Source organism: Enterobacter sp. Sphag1F, assembly GCF_014193275.1.
In the GTDB taxonomy this organism is placed as follows: domain Bacteria; phylum Pseudomonadota; class Gammaproteobacteria; order Enterobacterales; family Enterobacteriaceae; genus Pantoea; species Pantoea symbiotica.
In genome coordinates, this window is sequence record NZ_JACHZD010000001.1 from 620,032 (window position 1) to 642,466 (window position 22,435).

Genomic DNA, 22,435 nt, shown 5'->3' on the forward strand with positions numbered 1-22,435 from the left:
TCAGCCTAATTAACAACTTCGATTAACTTTCCTGCGGCCTCGCTGATTTAGTGCACGCCTAAGCGCGTGGCTGAACATGCAAAAAAATACTTTTTAACGTAAGTGATTAATAGAAGGACCTTTATCGATGAATATTCTTGACTACACCGGCACATTATATATTGAGAGAGCAACCTCTCTTCCCACCATTCCAGGCGATTCCGGCGAGAAAGGAAAAACCGGCATCGTCGCGCTGGTCTCCGTTGGCGGCAAATTTTTCGAACTACCGGTTGATCCGGTAACCGGCAAATTTACCTGGGTCGCGACCGAAGCGATGCCGGATGGCGATTACAGCGTCTCGATTGCCATAAAAGATCGCGCCGGTAACGTTGGTAAGCCGACCTTGCGCACCCTGCGCATTGATACCACGCCGCCTGAAGCCCCTGTTCTGATTAATCTGTATGACGACCAGGGTACAGAACAGCGCAGCTTCGATCCTGGCTCAACTACTGATGACAAACGCCCGACGCTGACCGGCGTGGCTCAAAAAGGCACCACGGTTTATCTGCTCAATGACAAAGATGAGAAGATTGGCAGCGCGGTAGCCGATAAAACCACCGGCGTGTGGAAGATGGAACCGACGCAGGACCTTGAAGACGGCACCAATGCGCTGCGTCTGGTCGCCGAAGAGAAGTTCGATGGTGTGACCCGTGCTGGCGCGCCATCTGAAGCGTTCAACATCATTATCGGCAGCGACGGCTTACCGCCAAACACCATCACCATCACTGAAGCTTTTGATGATGCAGGTAGCACAACCGGCGCGCTGGCGAACGGCGCACTCACTGATGACACCACGCCAACACTGAGCGGCACCGCCTCGGCTGGCAGCACCGTTATCGTTTACTACCGCCTCGCGGGCAGTAACACCTGGGCCGGCAGCGCTACGGCCACCGTCACTGGAGAAAGCTGGACATGGATGCCGGGCAGCGCGCTGCCAGTCGGCAGCTATGAGTTCCAGGCCAGCATTGGCGCTAACTCAAGCGCCCTGTTCTCGCTGGAAATTGCCACCGCTGAGGATATTGGCCTGCGTACGCGTATTGAATCCGCTTATGATGACTTCGGCCTGGATCAAGGTCCGCTGGCAGACGGTGCGATCACCGATGACGCCACGCCAACGTTACGCGGTCGTGGGGAAGCCAACGGCAACGTGATTATTCGCTATATGCTGGAAGGCGGTTCGGCGGCAAGCGTGGTGGTTAACGCAGATAGCGCGGGTAACTGGCGCTGGACGCCGGGCGCTGAACTGGCAACCGGCGTGTGGAGTTTTGACGTGCAGGCGCAGGGTCGCAGCAGCTGGAGCAATGGATTTAAACTGGAAATCACCGGCAGCGGTGAAAACAGCTATGCGCCAGTGATTGATTACGCGTTTGATGATGTCGGTGCCTCAACTGGCAAGCGCAGTAGCGGCGCAACCACCGATGACACCACCCCAACCCTGAACGGCAAGGCTGCAGCAAACAGCGTTGTTTATCTGCAAGCAATCAATGGCGCGGATGTGAAAATCTTTAGCGTGCAGGCTGATTCTTCAAGTAACTGGCAGTGGACGCCACCAGCGGAATTGGCAACCGGCGACTGGAATTTTCATGTAAGTAATAATGCTTCAAGTGGTTGGGGCGATAGATTCGACTTGACCATTGTAACGCCTCAACCTTCCACACCAGGAAAATACAGCTATAATTTTGAGAATTTTTCATCGTTACCGGGTTTAGAAATTGGAACTAAACTGGAAGTCAATAAAGAGTATGAATTTTCCCAGGATTTGACAATAAAATCTCTTAAAGGTGAATCATTTGTCACTGGTTCACCAACAAATTACATACCCTACATTGGAAATAAAAGTCTCATCATTAGGGATAAGGCAGGTATCTCTATTAACTTTAATGGAGCGGAAAGTTTTAGTTGGCAGGCTATGGGTACTAATGGTGGCGCAGCATTTATGATTATCTATGATATCACTGGCGCTAAGATTGGAGAAGAAATCGCTACGTTATTAACCAATGGAAACACTCCATCAAATTACAGTTATAAAACATCTGGGGATTTGATTGGGTGGGTTGATATTTGGGTCGGAGATAATGGGGGGATTAATTTTGACAATATTGCTTGGGAAATACCTTCAATAACCTCTGGCATTAATCAGCACGATGAAATTACAGAGACTGAGGTTTTCAATAGTGATATTGATAGCCACATCATCAATCCCAAAAATCAAATACTAAAAATTTCTGTTGAAGATATATTACAGCATGGGAAGGATGAGATTTTTATTACTAATGGCAGTACGCAAACCATGATTCAAGGTAGCGAAGGCGATGTAGTTCAGCTCGTAGATATTCTGCCGGAAGGCAGCGATATCAGCGAATGGACACTTCAAGACGGCACCGTTACCGTTGCGGGCGTGGAATACGAAGTTTACAGCCACGGCGATGACGCTGAATTGCTGGTGCAGCAAGGGGTGAAAACTGAACTGGTTTAATGTTTAAATCATTAATCCGTTCTGTGATTTAAATTCAGGCCACCGTGTTATTGCGGTGGCTTTTTATTTCCTGTTAACAGGCTGCATATACTGTTATTCACCTGTCTCATCCTCGGCACTTTCTTTGCAGACCTTTCTTGAACGCCCCTATTACCCGTTGCTTTAACATCTTTCAGCACTGTGTTGTGGGGGCTGCGTTACTGCACCGCCAGGACGCAGACAGTACTGTTAAAAACATATAATGGAATATTCTTATGATTGAGCTCTTTGCACGCACCGAAACCACCTATATCGAAAAAGCCAACGGCAATTTAGTCTTTGGCAACACGATAGCACTCGCCGAAAAAGGCACAATGGAGCTGGTTATCGGCACCGACCGCTTCCTGATCCCGATTGATGAAAATGGCTTCTGGCGCTGGGAGGCAACCACGCCGTATGCCGATGGCAACTACAGCCTCTCGCTGCGTCAGTACGACCGGGCCGGAAACCTTTCCGAACCCACACTCGCCACGATTGTTGTTGATTCCACGCCGCCTGAAGCACCGCTGTTGATCAAACTCTATGATGATTTCGGCGCAGAGCAGCGCGGATTTGAGCCGGGCGATACAACCGATGACAAACGTCCGACGCTGACCGGCGTTGCGCAGAAAGGCACCACGGTTTACCTGCTCAATGACAAAAATGAGAAAATCGGCAGCGCCGTCGCGGATAAAGACACCGGCGTGTGGAAGATGGAGCCGATGCAGGACCTTGAGGACGGCAGCAATGCGCTGCGTCTGGTCGCTGAAGAGACGTTTGCTAAAGTGCCCCGTACGGGCTCACCTTCTGCGCCGTTTACCATTGTGATTGGCGAAGACGCGTCCGTTCTGCCGCCAAACACCATCACCATTAAAGAAGCCATCGACGACGTCGGCGCTTACATGGGCAAACTCAGCAGCGGTGCCCTGACCGACGACACCACGCCAACCCTGCGCGGCGACGTTTCGGCCGGCAACGCGGTCACCGTTTACTACCGTCTCGCAGGCAGCAGCACCTGGACCGGCAGCGCCACCGCAACGGTGAACGGCACCGAATGGAGCTGGACGCCGGACAGCGCGCTGGCTTACGGCGAATATGAGTTCCAGGCCAGCATCGGCGGCTTCAGCAGCAGCCTGTTCACGCTGGATATCGCCACCGCCGCAGATATCGCCAGCAAAACCCGCATCGAAATGGTGAAGGATGACTTCGGTGCATGGCAGGGTGAGCTGAGCAGCGGCGCGATAACCGACGACGCCACGCCATCGTTCAGCGGTCGCGGTGAAGCCAACGGCAAAGTGGTACTGCGATTCGCACAGGTTGGGCAGCTCGCGAATACCGTTGTGGTCGATGTGGACAGCAGCGGTAAATGGACGTGGACGCCAGCATCAGGCCTGCCAGCCGGTAACTGGAGTTTCGAGGTTCAGCCGCAGGGACACAACGCCTGGTCAGACACCTTCTCACTGAGCATCACCGGCAGCGACGGTTTTAACCCGGTTATCACCGACGGTTACGACGACATGGGCACGCCTAAGGCGCTGGCAAACGGTGACAGCACCGACGACACCACGCCAACCCTGAACGGCCATGCCGAAGCCAACAGCATCGTTTATCTGCGTGCGACTAACGGCACCACCAACACGATTTACAGCACCAAAGCGGATTCAAAAGGCGACTGGACCCTGACCCCTTCACCGGCCCTGCCTTACGGCAACTGGGATTTCCAGGTCAGCAAAACTTCAACCGGTGGCTGGAGTAGTGCATTTAAGCTGAACATTGCTGCAGAAGTTGTAGGAGTGAGTGGATTTGATGATTTTGATTGGGTAAGAGATTACGCATCTGATAGTGGGATATTCACTTTAAAAGCTCCATTCACAACACCTAACGGAATAAAAATATATAATGATGTTTTTTTCAGAGACTCTTCATATACCTCATCAAACACTATTTACGGATATATGTACTTAAATACTGCAGCCAATACTCCAGCGCTATTTGGCTGGGAAAAGGGGGTGACTGACTTCAGTGCAACACTTAACTCCGCGGCCTTCGCCTCAACAATCACAAAAGATATTCAGACCACCCTTAGCATATATGACACCAAAGGCGCACTAATCGAAAAAGTTTATATTGATATGGTAGAGGGCCGAGAAAAAAACTTCAACTACACAGCTCCGGAAGGACGTTTAATAGGTAAAATTGCCGCTACCACGTCGAAGCAATTATCTACGAATGGAAATTCTTACCATGCTACCGTCATTATTGATGACATTAATTTTGGCACTAAATCTGGTACGACTGGATTAAATTCCATAGATAGCGCAGATGATGATGCTGCTACTATGTTTTCTGTAAGTGATAGCTTAGTAGATAACATTCATCAGTTACATGACATTGAACTATTAGCAAATCAGCCCATTAAAGGCCTAGAGGAAATTACCGACACCCTGCAACTTACCGGCTCAGGACAGCTTCTCGATTTAATCGCGCAGAATAGCTCAATTGAATCTATTGAAATTATCGACATTACCGGTAGCGGCGATAATATTCTTAAACTGGATCTTAACGCCCTGCTGCAGCACGGTGAAAAAGATCTGTTTATTGAAGACGGTAAAACGCAGCTGCTGGTAAAAGGCGACGAAGGCGATGTGGTTCAGTTGGTCGATATTCTGCCGGAAGGCAGCGATATCAGCGAATGGCAGCATCAGGAGGGCACGGTTACCGTTGCGGGTGTGGAATATAACGTGTATAGCCACGGCGATGATGCTGAATTACTGGTGCAGCAAGGTGTGAAAACTGAACTGGTTTAATGTTTAAATCATTAATCCGTTCTGTGATTTAAATTCAGGCCACCGTGTTATTGCGGTGGCTTTTTTGTGTCCGAATAACAAACCGCACATTCCGTAGCGGCGCGATTAATCGCGCGGTTTGGATTTAATGGTTTACATATCGTGCCCGCAGATGAAGTGCGCCGTTACGGGATGTGCGGGGGAATAGTTCAGTGCTGCTCTTACGCCAGGTCGCCATAAATGGCGACCCTACAAAAACGCGTAAATAACATTCGTAGGGTCGCCATTTATGGCGACCTCTATTGCAGACACATTAATAACTCAACCAAACTCCACCGAATTCTGTTTCGAAATTAACGATCTCAACGGCACGCTACTTTTCATAATCGGTGATTTAATCACGATATAACTGAAATATTTGTCGATGCCGATCTGCGCATCCAGCATCTTCTCAATCACTTCCTGGTAATGTTCAATGCTGCGGGTAATAAAGCGCAACAAATAGTCATAACCGCCGGTAATTAAATGGCACTCCATTAACTCATCCACCTCACGCACCGCATTTTCGAATTTCATAAAATCTTCGCGGCGATGGCCAGAGAGCGTGACTTCGGTAAATACCGTCACGGAATCGGTGATTTTGGTCAGATTGATGTGGGCTTCATAACCGTTGATAAATCCGGCCTGTTCAAGACGCTTGACGCGTTGCAGGCACGGACTGGGCGAAAGCCCAACGGCATCGGCGAGATTGACGTTGCTGATACGGCCATCTTTCTGGAGTTGCACCAGAATATTGATGTCGATGCGGTCGAGTTTCATTAAGCCGTTCATAGCACCCCTCATTGCCAACCGATTAGGTTTAACCTCCCGAAGATATAACACGCTTTAAGGTAAATGTGCTATCTCGTTAACTGGTTATACCAGCGGGAGGTTTTCAAATTACTGCAATAATTTCAATGAGGAAGCGCTTTTTAACCCAGTCGACCGCTGGCGCGCGCCAGCGCGATATCAAAGATATGCAGCGCTTCTTCCAGTTGCGAATCGGTGGTGACCAGCGGCGCGAGGAAGCGCACGGTGTTGCGATGAATGCCGCACTTTATCAGCAGCAAACCTTCCTGACAGGCGCAGTCGAGAATTTTCTGCGTCATCGCCGCATCCGGCTTTTTGGTCTCGAAATCAATGATCTCAACCGCCTGCATAAAGCCAATGCCGCGCACATCGCCGATGCAGGCATACTTCTCGGCCAGCTGTTGCAGGCGCGCGTTAAGCTGCTCGCCGAGCTGATTGGATCGCGCCAGCAGATTGTCATTTTCCAATAGATCCAGCACCGCCAGCGCCGCCGCACAGGCCAGCGCGTTGCCGCCATAAGTGCCGCCTAAACCGCCCGGCTGTGGCGCATCCATGATCGCCGCTTTACCGACCACGCCAGAGATCGGCAAACCGCCGCCGATACTTTTCGCCACCGTCACCAGATCCGGCGTGATGCCGAGATGCTGGAAAGCGAACATCTTGCCGGTGCGACCAAAGCCGGTTTGCACTTCATCGAGAATCAGCACAATGCCGTGCTTCTCGGTGATACGGCGCAGCGCCTGCATGAAGTTAGCGCCAGCCTGCAGGAAGCCGCCATCGCCCTGCACCGGTTCGATGATGATCGCCGCCACGCGTTCTGGCGCGATTTGCACCGCGAACAGCTGATCCAGTGCTTTCAGGCAGTCATCATCGCTCACGCCGTGGAAGGCATTCGGGAACGGTAAACGATAGATATCGGATGGGAACGGACCGAAGTTCTGTTTGTAAGGCGCGGACATGCCGGTCAGCGTGGTGCCGAGCAGTGTGCGGCCATGAAACGCACCGTCGAAGGCGATGATGCCGCTGCGTTTGGTGTGGGCGCGCGCAATCTTCACGGCATTTTCTACTGCTTCCGCGCCGCTGGTGAAGAACACGCTTTTGAAATCTTCACCGCCGCCGACCAGCGCATTGAGGCGCTTAGCCAGCTCGATGTAGCCCGGATACGCCACCACCTGGAAACAGGCGTGCGATACCAAACCGAGTTGTTTGGTGACCGCGTTGACCACCGCCGGATGGTTGTGCCCGACGTTCAGCACGCCGATACCGCCGACGAAATCGAGATAGCGATTGCCCTCCACGTCCCACACTTCGCTGCCTTTCGCCCGCTCGATCACCAACTGATGCGCAGTGATTACGCCACGTGGCACATGCTGCTCACGCGCGTCCAGTAACAGGCTGTTATCGGAATATGTTTGCTGCTCCGCCATGACATTCTGCATTTTAAAACCCCTTTCCACGTAACGTTCGGATGGCTCAAGTATCGCAACCTGTTGGTTTCTCACGCTGCCGTAATCCAGCGGGCAGCGGCATTTCCTGTCAAAATCTACCGCCAATCAGCAGGGAAATTCTGCACCCAGCGCATGCCGCGCCAGCGCCGTCAGCGTCTGGATGCCGTGCGGGATCAGTGCATCGTTAAAGTCGTAGGCCGAATGATGCAGCGGCTGGCTCGGCGCAGAGCCAATCCACAGATATGCGCCGGGACACGCCTGCAACATAAAGGCGAAATCTTCGGAGGTGAGCGCCGGCTGTTTGGCCTGTTGTGCCTGAATACCGGCCTGATCCAGCGCGTCTAACGCCAGCTGCGCCATCGCCGCGTTATTCACCGTGGCCGGGTAATAACGCAGGTAGTTCACGTCCGCCTGCAAGCCGTGTGCGGCGGTGACGTGCAGCGCCATTTCACGCAGACGGTTTTCGATGATGTCCTGCGCTGCCGGGCTGAAGGTGCGCACCGTGCCGGTGATGCTGGCTTCGGCCGGAATCATGTTGTGCGAGAAGCCGCCCTGCATGCGCGTCACGCTAAGCAAGCCAGGTTCGCAGGGATCGAGCGCGCGCGCCACCAGCGTGTTGAGCTGCACCACCAGCTCGCTGGTCGCCAGCAACGTATCGCGCGTCAAATGCGGCTGCGCGGCATGTCCGCCGCCGCCTTTGACGGTGATATCGAAGCGATCCGCCGCCGCCATGATCGCGCCGGGCCGCGTCTGCACTTCGCCGAGCGGTAGCTCCGGCCAGTTGTGTAGAGCAAACACCGCATCGCAGGGAAACTGCTGGAATAGGCCGTCATCGATCATCTCTTTCGCACCCGCCAATCCCTCTTCGGCAGGCTGGAAGATAAACACCAGCGTGCCGTCAAAATCGCCCTGCTCAGCCAGTTCAATCGCCGCGCCCAGCAGCATCACAGTGTGACCATCATGGCCGCAGGCGTGGCACACATTATCGTGCACGCTTTTCCACGGCTGATTGCCGTTATCCTGCATCGGCAGCGCATCCATATCGGCGCGCAGGCCAATCATGCGCGTGCCGTTGCCGCGTTTCAGCACGCCAACCACGCCGGTTTTACCCAGCCCGCGATGCACCTCAATACCGTGCTCATTTAACAGCTGCGCCACGATGTCGCTGGTGCGCTGCTCCTGATAACCCAGCTCGGGATGGGCGTGCAGATCCCGTCGCAGCGCGACTAATTGTTCCAGTTGCATCTCAGTATCCCCGGTTGCGATCGATCAGGCCGACCATCGGTTCGCCACGCTGATAGCGGCGCAGATTGTCGAGCAGCGCGGCGACGGCGCTGTCGGTTTGTGTTGCGCTGGCGATATGCGGCGTGAGCCAAATGGCCGGATGCTGCCAGAACGGATGTCCAGCGGGCAGCGGCTCGGGATCGGTAACATCAATCACCGCCGCGCTGAGTTTGCCGCTTGCCAGCGCTGCCAGTAAATCCGCTTCGTTGAGCTGCGGACCGCGTCCCACCTGGACCAACGCTGCGCCGTCAGGTAGCTGCGCGAATAGCTGCGCATTCAGCAAGCCGCGCGTGCTGTCGGTGAGCGGCAGCAGGCACACCAGAATGTCGCTGTGAGCAAGGAAATCACCCAGTTGATCGCTGCCGTGCCAGCAATGCACGCCGCTGATTTCACGCGGGGTGCGGCTCCAGCCAGCGCAGTCAAAACCCAGCGACACCAGTTGTTTTAAGCAAGCCTGACCGAGTTCGCCCAGCCCCATCACGCCCACACGGCGCTGGCTGGCGGTGCTAATTGGGTGAGTTTGCCACTGCTCATCACGCTGCTGCTGAAAGTAGCGTGGCATATCGCGATGTAAGCCAAGTACCGAGAAAGTGACGTACTCAACCATGCCTTGCGTCAGGCCCGGTTCGATCATGCGTACTACCGGCAAATCGGGTGGCAGTTGGCTGAGATCAAACTGATCCGCGCCCGCGCCGACCGATAACAGCGCTTTGAGATTGGGAAAGGTGCTCATCAGGTTTTCCGGCGGCTGCCACGCCACCAGCAGTTCAACCTGATCCGCCTCACCGATATCCGGCCAGATGTGCAGCTGAATATCCGGCGCATGTTGCGCCAGCCAGCGCTGCCAGTGCGCACCACGCGTGGCTTCTGATTTGTAGACGATATGCATCAGGCCATCGCCTGGGTCATCAACCCGAACGCCTGCATCTCACCTTGTTGCGGTGACCACGGCGTTCCCCGAATCATGGTGGTCGGCGCATCCACCTGCGCCAGACCCAAGGTTTCCAGCCAGGCGGCCAGCGGCAGCGCGCCATCGGTATCAATACGCACGAACTCGCCGCGCAGGCCTTGCATCAAGGCGGAAATCAGCGTTTGCGCGATGTCGACATTCAGCGCGATCACCGGACCAATCGCCCAGCCGTGACCAAAGCGGCGCAGGCTGGCAAAACCGTGCACGCGCTGTTTGGCATCCTGTAACAATACAGTTTGGAAATCGGTAATCAGGCTGTTGATCAGAGCTGGACGCCACATGCCGTGCGCCTGATGATCGAGTTCGATCAGCAGATCGGCGTCTGCGGCTTGTGCGTTACGCAGCGTTAAACCGGCTGGAATAGTGACATTCGGTACCGCCGCCAGCTCGCGCGTTTGATGCTGCTGAATGTGGCCAGTGACCTCAAAGCCGAGCTTCTGGTACAGCCCTTTACCCATTTCGGTGGCGTGCAGGCGGATGTTGTAGTCGGGGAATTTTTCCAGCAGCGCCAGCATTAATTGCTTGCCGGTGCCACGGCCCTGAAACTGCGGGTTGACCACCACCAAACCGATGGTTGCCGCCTGCTCGCCCCAGCGCCAGCCAAAGGCGCTGCCGACGAACTCGCCGTTTTCTTCAGCGACCACGCCTTCACCCAACGCCAGCGCCTGCTGCCAGTCTTCCCGGCGGTGCGGCCATTTGAGCTGTTGGGTGATGGCGTAGCCGTGTTCGATGTCGTTTTGCGTCATTGCGCGTAGTGTGATCATGGTTGTTCCTTCAAATGAGGTCGCCATAAATGGCGACCCTACGGGTTCTGTGTATGGCGACCTGGCATTCACTCCGCCTTCAACACCTCTTCGTGCTCATCCAGCCAACCTTGCCGCAACTCTGGCACGGCGCGTTTCAGGCGTTCGAAATAGAGTTCGCTGGTCGGCTTATCGTAATCGGCGCGGGCAATCTGCGTAACGATTTTGCCGGATTTCATCACCACAATATCGTCGCACACCGCGCGCACCGCGTGCATGTCGTGGCTGATAAACAGCACCGACAATCCCAGCTCGCGGCGCAGTTCGCTGATCAAATCCAGCACCGCCGCCGCCACCACGGTATCCAACGCAGATGTCACTTCGTCGCACAGAATCAAATCTGGCTCGGCCGCCAGCGCGCGCGCCAGATTCACACGCTGCTTTTGTCCGCCAGACAGCGCCCACGGACGTCGCCACAGCACGGTGCGCGGCAGCTTCACCAGATCCAGCAGCTGATGCAGCCGAGCTTTCAGCGCCGCACCTTTCAAGCCATGGAACAACACCAGCGGGCGCGTCAGAATCTGCTCGACGCTGTGCGCCGGATTCAGTGCGGTATCGGCCATCTGGAACACGTATTGAATACGGCGCAGCTCATTGTCCGGGCGCTTATGCATGTCGCCGTTAATGTAGTGGCCGTTAAACAGAATATGGCCGTGACTTGGCGCGTTGAGTCCGGCAATGGCGTGCGCCAGCGTGGTTTTACCTGAACCGGATTCGCCAATAATGCCAATCGCCTGGCCTTTCCACAGCTTCAGATTGATGTCTTCGAGAATACGGATTTTCTGCTGACCGTTGCTGTCGCGCGGGCCGTAACCGGCGCTGAGATCGCGCACTTCCATCAGCGGCTGCATATCTGCTTCGGCGCAGGTCCAGCTGCTTGGGCGCTCTTTTTGCCGCGCCGCATCCATCAGCAGTTTGGTGTACTCCGCCTGCGGTGCGCCAATCAGCCGTTCAGTAGTGCCGTATTCCGCCATCTGACCGCGCAGCAGCACCAGAATGCGGTCGGCCATCTGCGCCACCACCGCCAAATCGTGGCTGACGTAGATCGCCGTCACGCCGCGCTGCGCCACCACGCGACGAAATGCTTTAAGCACTTCCACCTGCGTCGTCACGTCGAGTGCGGTGGTCGGTTCGTCGAGGATCACCACATCCGGATCGCCAATCAGCGCCATCGCCGTCATCAGACGTTGCAGCTGACCGCCTGAAACCTGATGCGGAAAGCGGTCGCCGATGGTGTCGGGATTGGGCAGCGCCAGCTCACGGAACAGCGCGATCGCCTTTTGCCTGGCGTCTTTGCGCTTCATGGTGCCGTGAATCACCACCGGCTCAATCACCTGATCGAGAATGCGCATGCCAGGATTAAACGATGCCGCCGCACTCTGCGCGATGTACGCCACTTTGTTGCCGCGAAACTCACGCAGTTGGCCCGGCGACAGGCTGCGCACATCGGTGCCGGCCATGTGAATATTGCCGTCGGCGATGCGACAGCCGTGGCGCGCATAGCCCATCAGCGCCATCGCAATGGTGGTTTTGCCGGAGCCAGATTCACCAATCAGCGCCAGCACTTCGCCCTTCTGCACCGTGAAACGAATATCGGAAACCAGATCGATCTCTTCACCTTTGTCGGTCTGCGCCGTTACGCGCAGGTTCTCCACCGAGATCACCGGCATGGCGGTATGTGGCGTCACGTTCATGCTCCCTCCTTCGCCAGCGTCAACGGACGCATCTGCTGCAGGCTGTCGATAAACAGATTCGCGCCAATGGTCAGGCTGGCGATAGCCACCGCCGGCATCAGCACCGCTGGCGAACCGTTGAACAAGCCCTGAATGTTTTCACGCACCAGCGTGCCCCAATCGGCATACGGCGGCTGCACGCCGAGGCCAAGGAAACTCAAGCCGCTCAACAGCAGCACGATATAGACAAAGCGCAGGCCGAAGTCAGTGAGCATCGGATGCACCATATTTGGCAGGATGTCGTGGATCGCCACATACCAGCGGCTTTCCCCGCGCAGACGCGAGGCACGCACGTAATCCATATTGCGCAGGCTGCTGGCCATGGCGAAGGCGATACGGAACGCGCCCGGCCAGTAGGTAAAGATGGCGGTGAGGATCAGCATCGGCAGCGATGAACCGAACACCGCGACAATCATCAGCGACAGCACTTTGCCCGGCAGCACCAGCAGCGCATCGTTCACACGACCGAGCACTTCTTCCAACCAGCGCCCGGCGACCGCCGCCAGCAGTGCTAGCAAGGTGCCGATGATGCTGGCGCACAGCGCAGCGGTGAGCGCCAGGCCAATGGAGAATTTCGCGCCGTAGAGAATGCGGCTGAGGATATCGCGCCCCAGATAATCGGTGCCGAGCAAGTTGGCAGACGTCATGCCACCCAGCATCGGCCCGCCGCCAATGTCTTCGACGTTATGCGGCGCCAGCTGGTTACCAAACAGCGCCATCAGCAGCCAAAACAGCGAGATCAGCAGTCCGATGCGGCCCGAAAGCGACAGCGACTGAAACAGACGTACAGGCAGCAGTAACGTATTCATCAGCTTCTCCATTTCGGATTAAAGGCGATGGTGAGGATATCGGCCGCCAGTAGCAGCACCAGATAACAGGCGGCGAACAGCATGACGCACAGCTGCACCACCGGCAGATCGCGGTTACTCACCGCATCCACCAGCGCACTCGCCAGACCGGGATAGCTAAAGATCGATTCGATGATGATCACGCCACCAAACAGATACGACAGGCTGAGCGAGATGGCGTTAGCAATCGGCCCGACCGCATTCGGCAGTGCGTGGCGCAGCACCGCACGCAGCGGCGAAACGCCTTTCAGCAGCGCCATCTCCAGATAGGGGCTGTCGAGCTGGTTGATGATGGCGGAGCGCGTCATGCGCGCCATCTGCGCCACCAGCACGCAGCACAGGGTTAACACCGGTAGCGCGTAGGCTTTGAGATAGCTGATGACGTCCATGTCCGGGCTGCCGAACGACATCGCCGACACCCAATGCAGTTTTACCGCGAAGATCAGTACAGCAACCGTGGCTACCAGAAACTCCGGCACCGCGACGGTTGCCATGGTGCTGATCACCAGAAAACGGTCCAGCGCCGAACCGCGATTCATCGCCGCCACGATGCCGATTATCAGCGCCAGCGGCACGCAGATCACCGTGGTGATGCCGGCTAACTCCAGCGTGGCGGGAATGCGCTGCTCGACCAGCTGTAATACCGGCAGATGGCTGGCGAACGAGGTGCCAAAATCACCCTGCAACATGCCGGTGAGCCAGGTGAAGTAGCGCACCAGCAACGGCTGATCGAGTCCCAGCTGCTGGCGCAACGCCGCCACCGTTTCCGGCGTGGCGTTTTGCCCGAGAATCATCTGCGCCGCGTCGCCGGGCAGCAGGCTGGTGATAAAGAACACCACCACCGAGACGATAAGCAAGGTCAGGATGCCTGCGCCTGCGCGCCGGGCAATCAGGAACAACATGTATCGGTTCATCGGCGATCTCCTTGTTCAGAATCTTCAGGCGCTGATTGTGCGGTCGCCATAAATGGCGACCCTACGTTAGGCATTCAGCCAGGCGAATTCATGGAAGCGATAACCCATCATCATGCCGCTTGGCCAGGCTTCTACGCCGCCCACTTTCTTGCTGTAACCGTCGGTGGAGCTGATAAAGGTTGGGATGATGGTGCCGCAGTGATCGTAAATCAGCTTCTGCATGTCACCGTACATCTGCTTGCGTTTGGTCTGCTCGCGCTCGCCGCGCGCAGCGACCACCAGCTGGTCAAACTGCTCATTCTTCCAGCCCGATTCGTTGTTGGATGCGGTGGAGAGATAGAACTGCGAGAACAGCATATCCAGCGTCGGGCGCGGGTTGATTGAGCCGTAACCGACCGGATCTTTGGTCCAGTGCGTTGACCAGTAACCGTCATACGGCACGCGGCGCACTTTGATGTTCAGACCAGTGCTGCGCGAAACCTGCTGAATCAGCTGGCCGCCCTCTACCGAGCCTTCAATGTTTGGCGTGGTGATGATCTCCACCGTCGCGCCTTTCATGCCGGCTTTCTCGATGTGGAATTTGGCTTTTTCGGCATCGAGCGGACGCGGTTTGAGATCGGCGTTATACAGCGGATGCCATGGTGGTACAGGCGTATCGTTACTGACGTCGCCGTAACCCTGCAGCACGGTTTTCACCAGAATGTCGCGCGGCTGCAGATACTTCATCGCCAGCACGAAATCTTCGTTGCTGCCCGGCTTCATATCGGTGCGAATAATCAGGTTGGTGTACATGCCGGATTTACTCTCCAGCACGCCGAAATCGGAGGTGGCTTTGATGCGGTTGCAGTCGGCGGCGCTCAGGGTGGAGACGATGTGCAGATCGCCCGACATCAGCGCATTGACGCGCGCTGCCTGATCGGTGACGCCCAGCAGCTCGACTTCATCCAGATGCGGCAGGCCCGGCTTGAAGTAGTTAGGGTTTTTCACGCCAACCGAACGCACGCCCGGTGTGAACTCTTTCAATTTGAACGGACCAGTACCGATGCCTTTGCTGAAGTCTTTGGTGCCGTCCTGCACGATCAGGAATGGCGCGCTGGCCAGCATAAACGGCACGTCGAAGTTGGCCTGCGCCAGCTCCAGCGTCACTTCGTTGTCGTTAACGGCGGTGAAGGTTTTGAACTGATCGGCCAGCTTGAAGGCGTTGGACGCCACCGCCGGATCTTTGTGGCGGCTCAGCGAGTAGATGACATCTTTGGCAGTCAGCGGTTTGCCGTCGTGGAAGGTGACACCTTTGCGCAGTTTGATCTGCCAGGTGATGCCGTCGCTGGAGTCGATGGATTCCGCCAGCGCCGGTTGCACCGCGAGGCTTTTATCCAGTTCTGTCAGGCCGCTGTAGACCATGAATTGACGGGTGTAATCGCCGCTGTTGTTGCCTTTGGCCGGATCGAGTGTGTCGGTGGCGGAGGCGTTAGACATGGCGGCGCGCAGTTTGCCGCCTTTCACTGGCGTGGTTGCCGCAAAGCCCATTTGCGGGAAAGCGATTAAACCGCTGCTCATCACGGCACCGGCAGACAACAACTTCATCAGGCCACGGCGCGACATCGACCCTTCGGTCAACATGCGGGTTAAGGCCGGATTTACAGCGTCAGACTCTTTATCGAATTTACTCATCTGCACACCCTCAATATGAATTGTTGTTGATTTCGTTTTTTCGTCTTGTAGGGTCGCCATTCATGGCGACCGTTTCGATGACCGCACGACCTGGATTTCACGACAACCGATCCTTGGCTTTGTAATACAAACCCGCCAGGGGCAAAAACCACGGTTTCCCGTGGTAACCGGGCAGCGCAGGCCAGGTATCGCGCTGCCAGGGGTTTTCGTTGCGTTTCTCCGCCAGCAGGTCGGCCATCACGCGGCCCATCCACACCGACATCTGCGTACCGTGGCCGCTGTAGCCCATTGAATAAAACACGCCATCCTGTTCACCGGCATGCGGCAAGCGGTCGGCGGTCATATCCACCATGCCGCCCCAGCAGTAATCGATGCGCGATTTGCCCAACTGCGGGAACAGCGCGGTCATCGCCGCACGCAGCACGTCGCCGCTGCGTGTGTCCGATGTCGGATTGCTCACCGCAAAACGCGCGCGGCCACCAAACACCAATCGACGATCCGACGTGGTACGGAAGTAGTTGCCGATGTTCAGTGAGGTTACGTAGGTGCGGTCTTTGGGCAGCACCTGATTGATCAGTTCGTCACCAAGCGGTTCCGTCACCACAATAAAGCTGCCGACCGGCACGATGCGGCGCTGGAACCACGGGAAAGGCCCTTCATTGGAGACGCCGGTTGCCATCATCACTTTGTCGGCGATGATCTCGCCCTGCGCGGTGCTGACGCGGTGGCGATAGCCGTCGAGGCGCGTTAAGCCGGTCACCGCATGATGCGGGAAGATTTTCGCCCCGCTGCGCGCCGCCGCTTCCGCCAGTCCGATTCCAAACTTGCCCATATGCATCTGGCCGCCACGCTTCTGCAGCAGCCCACCGTGAAAGGCATCGCTGCCCACTTCCCGGCGAATCTCATCTTTGCCGATCAGCTCGATTTCCGGATCGACGGTGTCGCGCATCAACTGCCACGCGCTGCGCAGGCCGGGAAAATGCGAGGCTTTGCTGGCGAGTTTCAGCTTGCCGCACAGGCGGAAATCGCAATCAATCTGCTCTTCACGCACCAGCTGTTCGACATAGCTCACCGCATCGTCATAGGCGCGATAGAAGCGGCTGGCCTGCTCGATTCCCTGGCTCTCCACCAGCGAGGCAAAGTTCTGCGCCACGCCGGTATTGCAGTGTCCACCGTTACGCGCCGACGCCTGGCTCATCACCTCGCCGCTCTCCAGCAGCACCACGTTGATGCCGCTGCGTGCCAGGTTGAGCGCCGTCGAGACGCCGGTAAAGCCGCCGCCAATCACCACCACCTCAGCGGTGCTCGGCAATGCGCCAGTGGCTGCGCCGCTAAAGGTCGGTGCTGTGGCTTGCCAGAATGATTCGAGTTTCATCGCCGCCTCCGGGCTTAGAGTCCAACCACAGCGGCCAGACCGCCGATATCGTTGATTTCGGTGTATTGATACGCCGGATTGGCCGGATCGTGACCGCGATTGACCCACACCTTGTTTTTGATGCCCATGTCATAGCAGGTCATCAGGTCATAACGCAGGCTGGAGGAGACATGCAGAATCTCTTCCGGGCCGCAGTTCAGTTTGTCGAGCATGTACTCGAAGCCTTTCATCTGCGGCTTGTAGGCGCCGACTTCTTCGGCGGTGATGGTCATATGGATCGGCGCGCCCAGACGCGGCACGTGATGCGGGATCAAATCGTTCATCGAGTTAGTGAGCAGCACCAGCGGGAACTCTTTGGCTACTTTGGCTAAACCGGCGGGCACGTCAGGATGCGGGCCCCACGTGGCACAATCGGTGTAGATAAAGTCGCTGTCCGCCTGGCTCCACGCCACACCCCACTTTTTGCAGGTGCGCTGAATGGCATCGCTGACCACGTCGTAATACGGCTTCCACGCGCCGAGCACTTCGTCAAAACGGTAGCGGGCGAAATCGGTGGTGAACGCCAGCATCTCCTGCGCAGAAACACGATCTTTGAAGCAGCGTTCGGCTGCGCCTGCCATGTCAAAATTGATCAGGGTGCCGTAGCAATCAAAGGTGATGAATTTCGGTTTAAACAGTGCCATGAAGCGACCTCGCGGTTGAGAACACAAAATTAGAAATCGATTAACACGCTCTTCTGGCGCTGACAGGCCTGGAATGCCTGACGTCCCAGATCCTTGCCAATGCCCGAGCCGAGGAAGCCGCCGGTGGGGATAATGAAATCGCCGGAGCGGCCATAGCGATTGACCCACACGGTGCCGGATTCCAGCGCGCGCACCGCACGCAGCGCACGCGGCAGACTCAGCGTGTGCACGCCGGCGCACAGGCCGTAGGTTTCATGTGCCGCCAGCGCCAGCCCTTCCTCTTCATTGTCAAACTGTTGCACGGTGAGCACCGGACCAAAAATTTCCTGCTGCACCGCCGGATTATCGTGGGCAACGCCGCACAGCAGCGTTGGCTGCCAGAACCAGCCTTCTGCGGTGTCGGCAAAGCGTTCGCCGCCCACCAGCACTTCCGCGCCCTGCGCTTTGGCATCGGCGATTACTGACGCTACTTTGTTGCCCTGACGCTCGTCGATCAGCGGCGCATAGCGGCTGCTCTCCTGCCAGGTCAAGCCCGGACGCGGCTGCTGACAGAGCGCGACTAATCTATCCAGCAACGGCTGCGCAATGCCGCGCTGCACAATCAATCGGGTTCCGGCGACACACGCCTGGCCGCCATTGGCGGTGAAGCCGCGCAGAATACGCTGCGCTAACACGTCGATATCACCGGCATCGTCGAACACCAGCTGCGGGCTTTTTCCGCCCAGCTCCAGCGTGACCGGTTTCATGCCGTGCTGCGCGATGTCGCCCATGATGCGAGCGCCGGTCAGCGTGGAGCCGGTAAAGGAGACTTTGCGCACCAGCGGATGGGTGACCAGCGCGTTACCGGTCACCGCGCCGCTGCCCTGCACGATATTCAGTACGCCCGCCGGTAAACCAGCCTGCACCGCCAGTTCGGCCATGCGCACGGTAGAGAACGGCGTCAGCTCAGAAGGTTTCAGCACCACAGCATTTCCTGCTGCCAGCGCCGGACCACATTTCCATGACGCCATCGACAGCGGGAAATTCCACGGCGTGATGGCGCCGATCACGCCGTACGGCTCAGCAATCAGCATGCCGAGGCTGCTTTCCTGAGTGGGGAACAGGTCGCCGCTGTATTTGTCGGCGCACTCGGCGTAGAAGCGAATGGCTTCGGCGGTGAAAGGAATTTCGTGCTGCATCACGTCGCTGATGGGGCGCGTAGAGCCGAGCGATTCGAGCTGTGCCAGTAACGGATCGCTCTCGATCAGATCGGCCCAGCGACGCAGAATTTTACCTCTGGCACGTGGAGCACAGCTGCTCCAGCCGCTGGTTTTCAGCGCCTGGTGCGCGGTGGTGACGGCGCGATCAACATCTTCAATCGTGGCTTCGCTGAGTTCGGCATAGACTTTGCCATCGGACGGACGTTTAACGGCAAAACGCGCGCCCGCCGTTTTAAGATGTTGCCCGCCAATATAATGACCGGCAGGAAGTAAAACTTTTTCAGGGTCGAAACTTAACATGGAAAATTCCTTATTTGTTACACCCATCACAGACGCGCCAATTAACGATTTGCACTGCGTTTTTCTATCACGCTAATAAGTTAATGCAGAAAGTATGCCAGCCCAGTGAAAAATAAAAATGCGTAAAAAACAGCGCAAAAAAATTTTCTGCCGTATTGGTGAGCGAAATTTTGCGGAATTGCCGAAGGAATAAACAGATGATTTACTTCACAAAATATGTGCGTCGCGACGGTGCAATGCGCATGAAACTTGCACTAAAACGGGGATGGGCGGCAAAGTATGACGCGACGCACAAAATAAACAGCGCCGCGAACCTGAGGGTTGCGGCGCTGTTTTTGTTTGTCGCCATTAATGGCGACCCTACGAATACTGTGATGATTATTTATAAACTGCCAATATGAAACGTCTTCTGTTCTAAATACTCTTCGATACCGTAACGCGATCCTTCACGACCTAAGCCGGATAATTTAATTCCGCCAAAGGGTGCAGCGTCTAATGAAATTGCACCGGTATTAAATCCGACCATGCCAAATTCTAATGCTTCTGCCACGCGCCATGCCCGGCGAATATTCTCAGTAAAGAAATAAGCCCCGAGTCCATAAGGCGTGTCATTCGCCATGCGGATCGCCTCTTCTTCTGTGTCGAAGACAAACAGCGGTGCCACCGGGCCGAAGGTTTCTTCATGTGCAATACGCATGCTGCTGGTGACGTTGCCCAACACCGTGGGCTCAACAAAGGTGCCGTTTGGCGCGCTGATGCCGCCGCGCAGCAAGGTCGCGCCCTGGCTGAGCGCATCGTCGATATGGCTGTTAACTTTCTCGACGGCGCGGTCGTTGATCAGTGGCCCGATGGTGCTGTCCGGCGCAAAACCGTCACCGACTTTCAGCGCAGATACCGCTTCCAGCAAGCGCTCGCTGAAGCGCTCATAGATGCCGCGCTGCACCAGAATGCGGTTGGCGCAGACGCAGGTTTGTCCGGCGTTGCGGAATTTACTCGCCATCACGCCGGGAATGGTCACATCGAGATCGGCATCATCAAAGACAATCAGCGGCGCGTTGCCGCCCAGTTCCAGGCTCAGGCGCTTGATGCTATCGGCGCTCTGCTGCATCAACAGCTGGCCGACGCGGGTGGAACCGGTAAAGGAGATTTTGCGCACCGTGCGGCTGGCGGTCAGCGTGCTGCCAATTTCGGTTGGCAAGCCGGTTAACACTTGCAACACGCCGCTGGGGAAACCGGCGCGTTCGGCTAACACTGCCAGCGCTAATGCCGACAGCGGCGTTAACTCCGACGGCTTAACGATAATCGGGCAACCTGCGGCCAGCGCGGGCGCGACTTTGCGGGTGATCATCGCAATCGGGAAGTTCCACGGCGTGATCGCTGCCGCCACGCCAACCGGCTGCTTGAGTACCAGAATGCGGCGATCGTCGCTTGGTGCGGGAATGGTGTCACCGTATATACGCCGCGCCTCTTCCGCGAACCACTTCACGAAGCTGGCGCCGTACAGCACTTCGCCTTTGGCTTCCGCCAGCGGCTTGCCCTGTTCGGCGGTCATGATGATCGCCAGATCGTCGGCATTATCAATAATCAGCTGATGCCATTTTTCCAGCAGCGCGGCGCGCGTGGCGTTGGGGGTTTTGCCCCAGCTGACGCGCACCGACTCAGCATAATCTATCGCCTGCTCGGTTTCCGCCGCACCCAATGCCGGAATGGTGGCTATCGGCTGCTGCGTGCCAGGATCGATCACCTCAAGCGTTGCGCCCTGATGCGCATCCTGCCAGCGACCGCCAAACAGCGCCTGCTGGCGCAGTAATTCCGTATCTTTCAGTTGAATTCGCGACATGACAATCCCCTGTATCTTCGTCATTTCACTGTAACGTGAGGCGACAGCGCAGGATGTTTTTCTGGCGAGAGGAAGTTATGTCGATGCGTGTTTTGCGGCGGGAAAAGAAATTTTATGCTGTGTGGGGGAAGGTCGCCATAAATGGCGACCCTACGAAGGATCGGTACGGTTTTTTCCAACGAATCAAATCTGGAAATCGATGGCCGGTTCGTTTTCGGTTTCGTACGAGAGCGCCTGACGTTTGATCTCCTCCAGCGACAGATTAGCGTTACACAGCTCCAGGAACTGCCAAACGTAATTGCGCTGCAACTGACCGCGCTTCAGGCCGAGCCACACGGTATTGGCATCGAACAGATGATGGGTGTCGATTTTTACCAGGTCTTCCCCTTCGTAAATATCACACGCCTGATCGGCCAGAATTCCCACCCCAAGACCAAGTTCAACGTAGGTTTTCACCACGTCAGAATCCTGCGCGCTGAGCACGATATCCGGTCTGAGTCCTGCCGCCTGGAAAGCACGATCGACCCGCGAACGGCCGGTGATACCCTGACGATAGGTGATCAGCGGATAGCGGCTGAGGCTGGCGAGCGTTACCGGCTGATGCTGCAACAGCTCATGATCGTGCGGAACTAAAAGTGAGTGATGCCAGCTGAACCACGGGAACGCCGCGAGGCTGCTGTTATTCACTAACTGCTCGGAGGCGATGCCGATATCAGCTTCACCGGCCAGCAGCATGGCGACGATCTCCTGCGGCGATCCCTGATTGAGCTCAAGACGCACATTAGGATAGAGCTGACGAAACGCTTTGATCACGCGCGGCAGGCTGTAACGCGCCTGAGTGTGCGTGGTGGCGATAGTCAGCACGCCGCTGGTTTCATTGGTAAACACATCCGCTAAGCGGCGAACTTTGCCCGCTTCATCAAGGATGCGCTCAGCAATGGTCAACAGCGCCTTGCCCGGTTCGGTCATGCCTAAGAGTCGCTTGCCACGACGAATAAAAATTTCCACGCCCAGTTCATCTTCCAGATCGCGAATATGGCGGCTCACTCCTGATTGGGAGGTAAACAATGTATTCGCCACTTCGGTCAGGTTGAACTCGCAACGGGCTGCTTCACGTATAATTTTAAGTTGCTGGAAATTCACGCCCTTTTCTCCTGATTCCTGCCCCTGTTTCGTCCATGTTATGAAGTTGGCGTCAT

The 22,435-nt window shown here is 56.3% G+C and carries 17 protein-coding genes; 3 read left to right on the forward strand and 14 right to left on the reverse strand.

The features are described from left to right. Positions 1-127: 127 nt before the first annotated feature. Positions 128-2,515: an Ig-like domain-containing protein gene (locus FHW71_RS02880; RefSeq protein WP_179450248.1), complete on the forward strand. Its 2,388-nt coding sequence runs from the start codon at positions 128-130 to the stop codon at positions 2,513-2,515. A gap of 254 nt (positions 2,516-2,769) precedes the next feature. Further along, entirely contained in the window at positions 2,770-5,340 is a 2,571-nt protein-coding gene (locus FHW71_RS02885; RefSeq protein WP_179450246.1) for an Ig-like domain-containing protein, read from the forward strand. Between the two features lie 300 nt (positions 5,341-5,640). Here the strand turns inward: FHW71_RS02885 and FHW71_RS02890 are convergent, their stop codons facing one another. From FHW71_RS02890 to FHW71_RS02945, 12 genes are all read right to left on the reverse strand, one after another. Then, positions 5,641-6,150 carry an Lrp/AsnC family transcriptional regulator gene (locus FHW71_RS02890; RefSeq protein ID WP_008109584.1) on the reverse strand — a complete coding sequence of 170 codons (510 nt, stop codon included), beginning with the start codon at positions 6,148-6,150 and terminating at the stop codon, positions 5,641-5,643. A 140-nt stretch (positions 6,151-6,290) separates the two neighbouring features. Continuing rightward, a complete protein-coding gene (gene gabT / locus FHW71_RS02895; RefSeq protein ID WP_179450244.1) occupies positions 6,291-7,607 on the reverse strand; it encodes a 4-aminobutyrate--2-oxoglutarate transaminase in 1,317 nt (438 codons plus the stop codon). A gap of 114 nt (positions 7,608-7,721) precedes the next feature. Further along, on the reverse strand, positions 7,722-8,855 hold the full coding sequence (locus tag FHW71_RS02900) for a M20 aminoacylase family protein (RefSeq protein ID WP_179450868.1): 1,134 nt from the start codon (positions 8,853-8,855) through the stop codon (positions 7,722-7,724). A gap of 7 nt (positions 8,856-8,862) precedes the next feature. Continuing rightward, on the reverse strand, positions 8,863-9,789 hold the full coding sequence (locus FHW71_RS02905) for a glyoxylate/hydroxypyruvate reductase A (RefSeq protein ID WP_179450242.1): 927 nt from the start codon (positions 9,787-9,789) through the stop codon (positions 8,863-8,865). Next, positions 9,789-10,634: a GNAT family N-acetyltransferase gene (locus FHW71_RS02910; protein WP_179450240.1), complete on the reverse strand. Its 846-nt coding sequence runs from the start codon at positions 10,632-10,634 to the stop codon at positions 9,789-9,791. The genes FHW71_RS02905 and FHW71_RS02910 overlap by 1 nt, the downstream gene beginning before the upstream one ends. A gap of 68 nt (positions 10,635-10,702) precedes the next feature. After that, positions 10,703-12,367, reverse strand: coding sequence for an ABC transporter ATP-binding protein (locus FHW71_RS02915; RefSeq protein ID WP_179450239.1), 1,665 nt, complete (start codon positions 12,365-12,367; stop codon positions 10,703-10,705). Next, on the reverse strand, positions 12,364-13,215 hold the full coding sequence (locus FHW71_RS02920) for an ABC transporter permease (protein WP_008109591.1): 852 nt from the start codon (positions 13,213-13,215) through the stop codon (positions 12,364-12,366). The genes FHW71_RS02915 and FHW71_RS02920 overlap by 4 nt, the downstream gene beginning before the upstream one ends. Further along, a complete protein-coding gene (locus FHW71_RS02925; protein ID WP_179450238.1) occupies positions 13,215-14,168 on the reverse strand; it encodes an ABC transporter permease in 954 nt (317 codons plus the stop codon). The genes FHW71_RS02920 and FHW71_RS02925 overlap by 1 nt, the downstream gene beginning before the upstream one ends. Positions 14,169-14,234: 66 nt before the next feature. Beyond that, positions 14,235-15,839: an ABC transporter substrate-binding protein gene (locus FHW71_RS02930; RefSeq protein ID WP_061717654.1), complete on the reverse strand. Its 1,605-nt coding sequence runs from the start codon at positions 15,837-15,839 to the stop codon at positions 14,235-14,237. Between the two features lie 97 nt (positions 15,840-15,936). Next, positions 15,937-17,214 (reverse strand): FAD-binding oxidoreductase, encoded by a 1,278-nt coding sequence (locus FHW71_RS02935; RefSeq protein ID WP_061717655.1) that lies wholly within the window; start codon positions 17,212-17,214, stop codon positions 15,937-15,939. Between the two features lie 14 nt (positions 17,215-17,228). Then, positions 17,229-17,897 carry a haloacid dehalogenase type II gene (locus FHW71_RS02940; RefSeq protein ID WP_061717656.1) on the reverse strand — a complete coding sequence of 223 codons (669 nt, stop codon included), beginning with the start codon at positions 17,895-17,897 and terminating at the stop codon, positions 17,229-17,231. Between the two features lie 29 nt (positions 17,898-17,926). After that, positions 17,927-19,396: an aldehyde dehydrogenase family protein gene (locus FHW71_RS02945; RefSeq protein ID WP_179450237.1), complete on the reverse strand. Its 1,470-nt coding sequence runs from the start codon at positions 19,394-19,396 to the stop codon at positions 17,927-17,929. Between the two features lie 197 nt (positions 19,397-19,593). Here FHW71_RS02945 and FHW71_RS02950 point away from each other — a divergent pair, with 197 nt between their 5' ends. Further along, positions 19,594-19,797, forward strand: coding sequence for a hypothetical protein (locus FHW71_RS02950; protein WP_179450236.1), 204 nt, complete (start codon positions 19,594-19,596; stop codon positions 19,795-19,797). Here the strand turns inward: FHW71_RS02950 and FHW71_RS02955 are convergent. Together FHW71_RS02955 and cbl are read right to left on the reverse strand one after the other, a co-directional pair. Further along, entirely contained in the window at positions 19,779-21,236 is a 1,458-nt protein-coding gene (locus FHW71_RS02955; RefSeq protein ID WP_179450235.1) for an NAD-dependent succinate-semialdehyde dehydrogenase, read from the reverse strand. The genes FHW71_RS02950 and FHW71_RS02955 overlap by 19 nt on opposite strands. A 183-nt stretch (positions 21,237-21,419) precedes the next feature. Further along, positions 21,420-22,379 carry an HTH-type transcriptional regulator Cbl gene (cbl, locus tag FHW71_RS02960; protein WP_008109354.1) on the reverse strand — a complete coding sequence of 320 codons (960 nt, stop codon included), beginning with the start codon at positions 22,377-22,379 and terminating at the stop codon, positions 21,420-21,422. Positions 22,380-22,435: the final 56 nt, after the last annotated feature.

What these genes read in the sequence shown, in the direction of transcription:
- FHW71_RS02880 (WP_179450248.1), top strand. Translation starts at nt 128, where the DNA reads ATGAATATTCTTGACTACACCGGCACATTATATATTGAGAGAGCAACC.
- FHW71_RS02885 (WP_179450246.1), top strand. Translation starts at nt 2,770, where the DNA reads ATGATTGAGCTCTTTGCACGCACCGAAACCACCTATATCGAAAAAGCC.
- FHW71_RS02890 (WP_008109584.1), bottom strand. Translation starts at nt 6,150, where the DNA reads ATGAACGGCTTAATGAAACTCGACCGCATCGACATCAATATTCTGGTG.
- gabT (WP_179450244.1), bottom strand. Translation starts at nt 7,607, where the DNA reads ATGCAGAATGTCATGGCGGAGCAGCAAACATATTCCGATAACAGCCTG.
- FHW71_RS02905 (WP_179450242.1), bottom strand. Translation starts at nt 9,789, where the DNA reads ATGCATATCGTCTACAAATCAGAAGCCACGCGTGGTGCGCACTGGCAG.
- FHW71_RS02910 (WP_179450240.1), bottom strand. Translation starts at nt 10,634, where the DNA reads ATGATCACACTACGCGCAATGACGCAAAACGACATCGAACACGGCTAC.
- FHW71_RS02915 (WP_179450239.1), bottom strand. Translation starts at nt 12,367, where the DNA reads ATGAACGTGACGCCACATACCGCCATGCCGGTGATCTCGGTGGAGAAC.
- FHW71_RS02920 (WP_008109591.1), bottom strand. Translation starts at nt 13,215, where the DNA reads ATGAATACGTTACTGCTGCCTGTACGTCTGTTTCAGTCGCTGTCGCTT.
- FHW71_RS02925 (WP_179450238.1), bottom strand. Translation starts at nt 14,168, where the DNA reads ATGAACCGATACATGTTGTTCCTGATTGCCCGGCGCGCAGGCGCAGGC.
- FHW71_RS02930 (WP_061717654.1), bottom strand. Translation starts at nt 15,839, where the DNA reads ATGAGTAAATTCGATAAAGAGTCTGACGCTGTAAATCCGGCCTTAACC.
- FHW71_RS02935 (WP_061717655.1), bottom strand. Translation starts at nt 17,214, where the DNA reads ATGAAACTCGAATCATTCTGGCAAGCCACAGCACCGACCTTTAGCGGC.
- FHW71_RS02940 (WP_061717656.1), bottom strand. Translation starts at nt 17,897, where the DNA reads ATGGCACTGTTTAAACCGAAATTCATCACCTTTGATTGCTACGGCACC.
- FHW71_RS02945 (WP_179450237.1), bottom strand. Translation starts at nt 19,396, where the DNA reads ATGTTAAGTTTCGACCCTGAAAAAGTTTTACTTCCTGCCGGTCATTAT.
- FHW71_RS02950 (WP_179450236.1), top strand. Translation starts at nt 19,594, where the DNA reads ATGATTTACTTCACAAAATATGTGCGTCGCGACGGTGCAATGCGCATG.
- FHW71_RS02955 (WP_179450235.1), bottom strand. Translation starts at nt 21,236, where the DNA reads ATGTCGCGAATTCAACTGAAAGATACGGAATTACTGCGCCAGCAGGCG.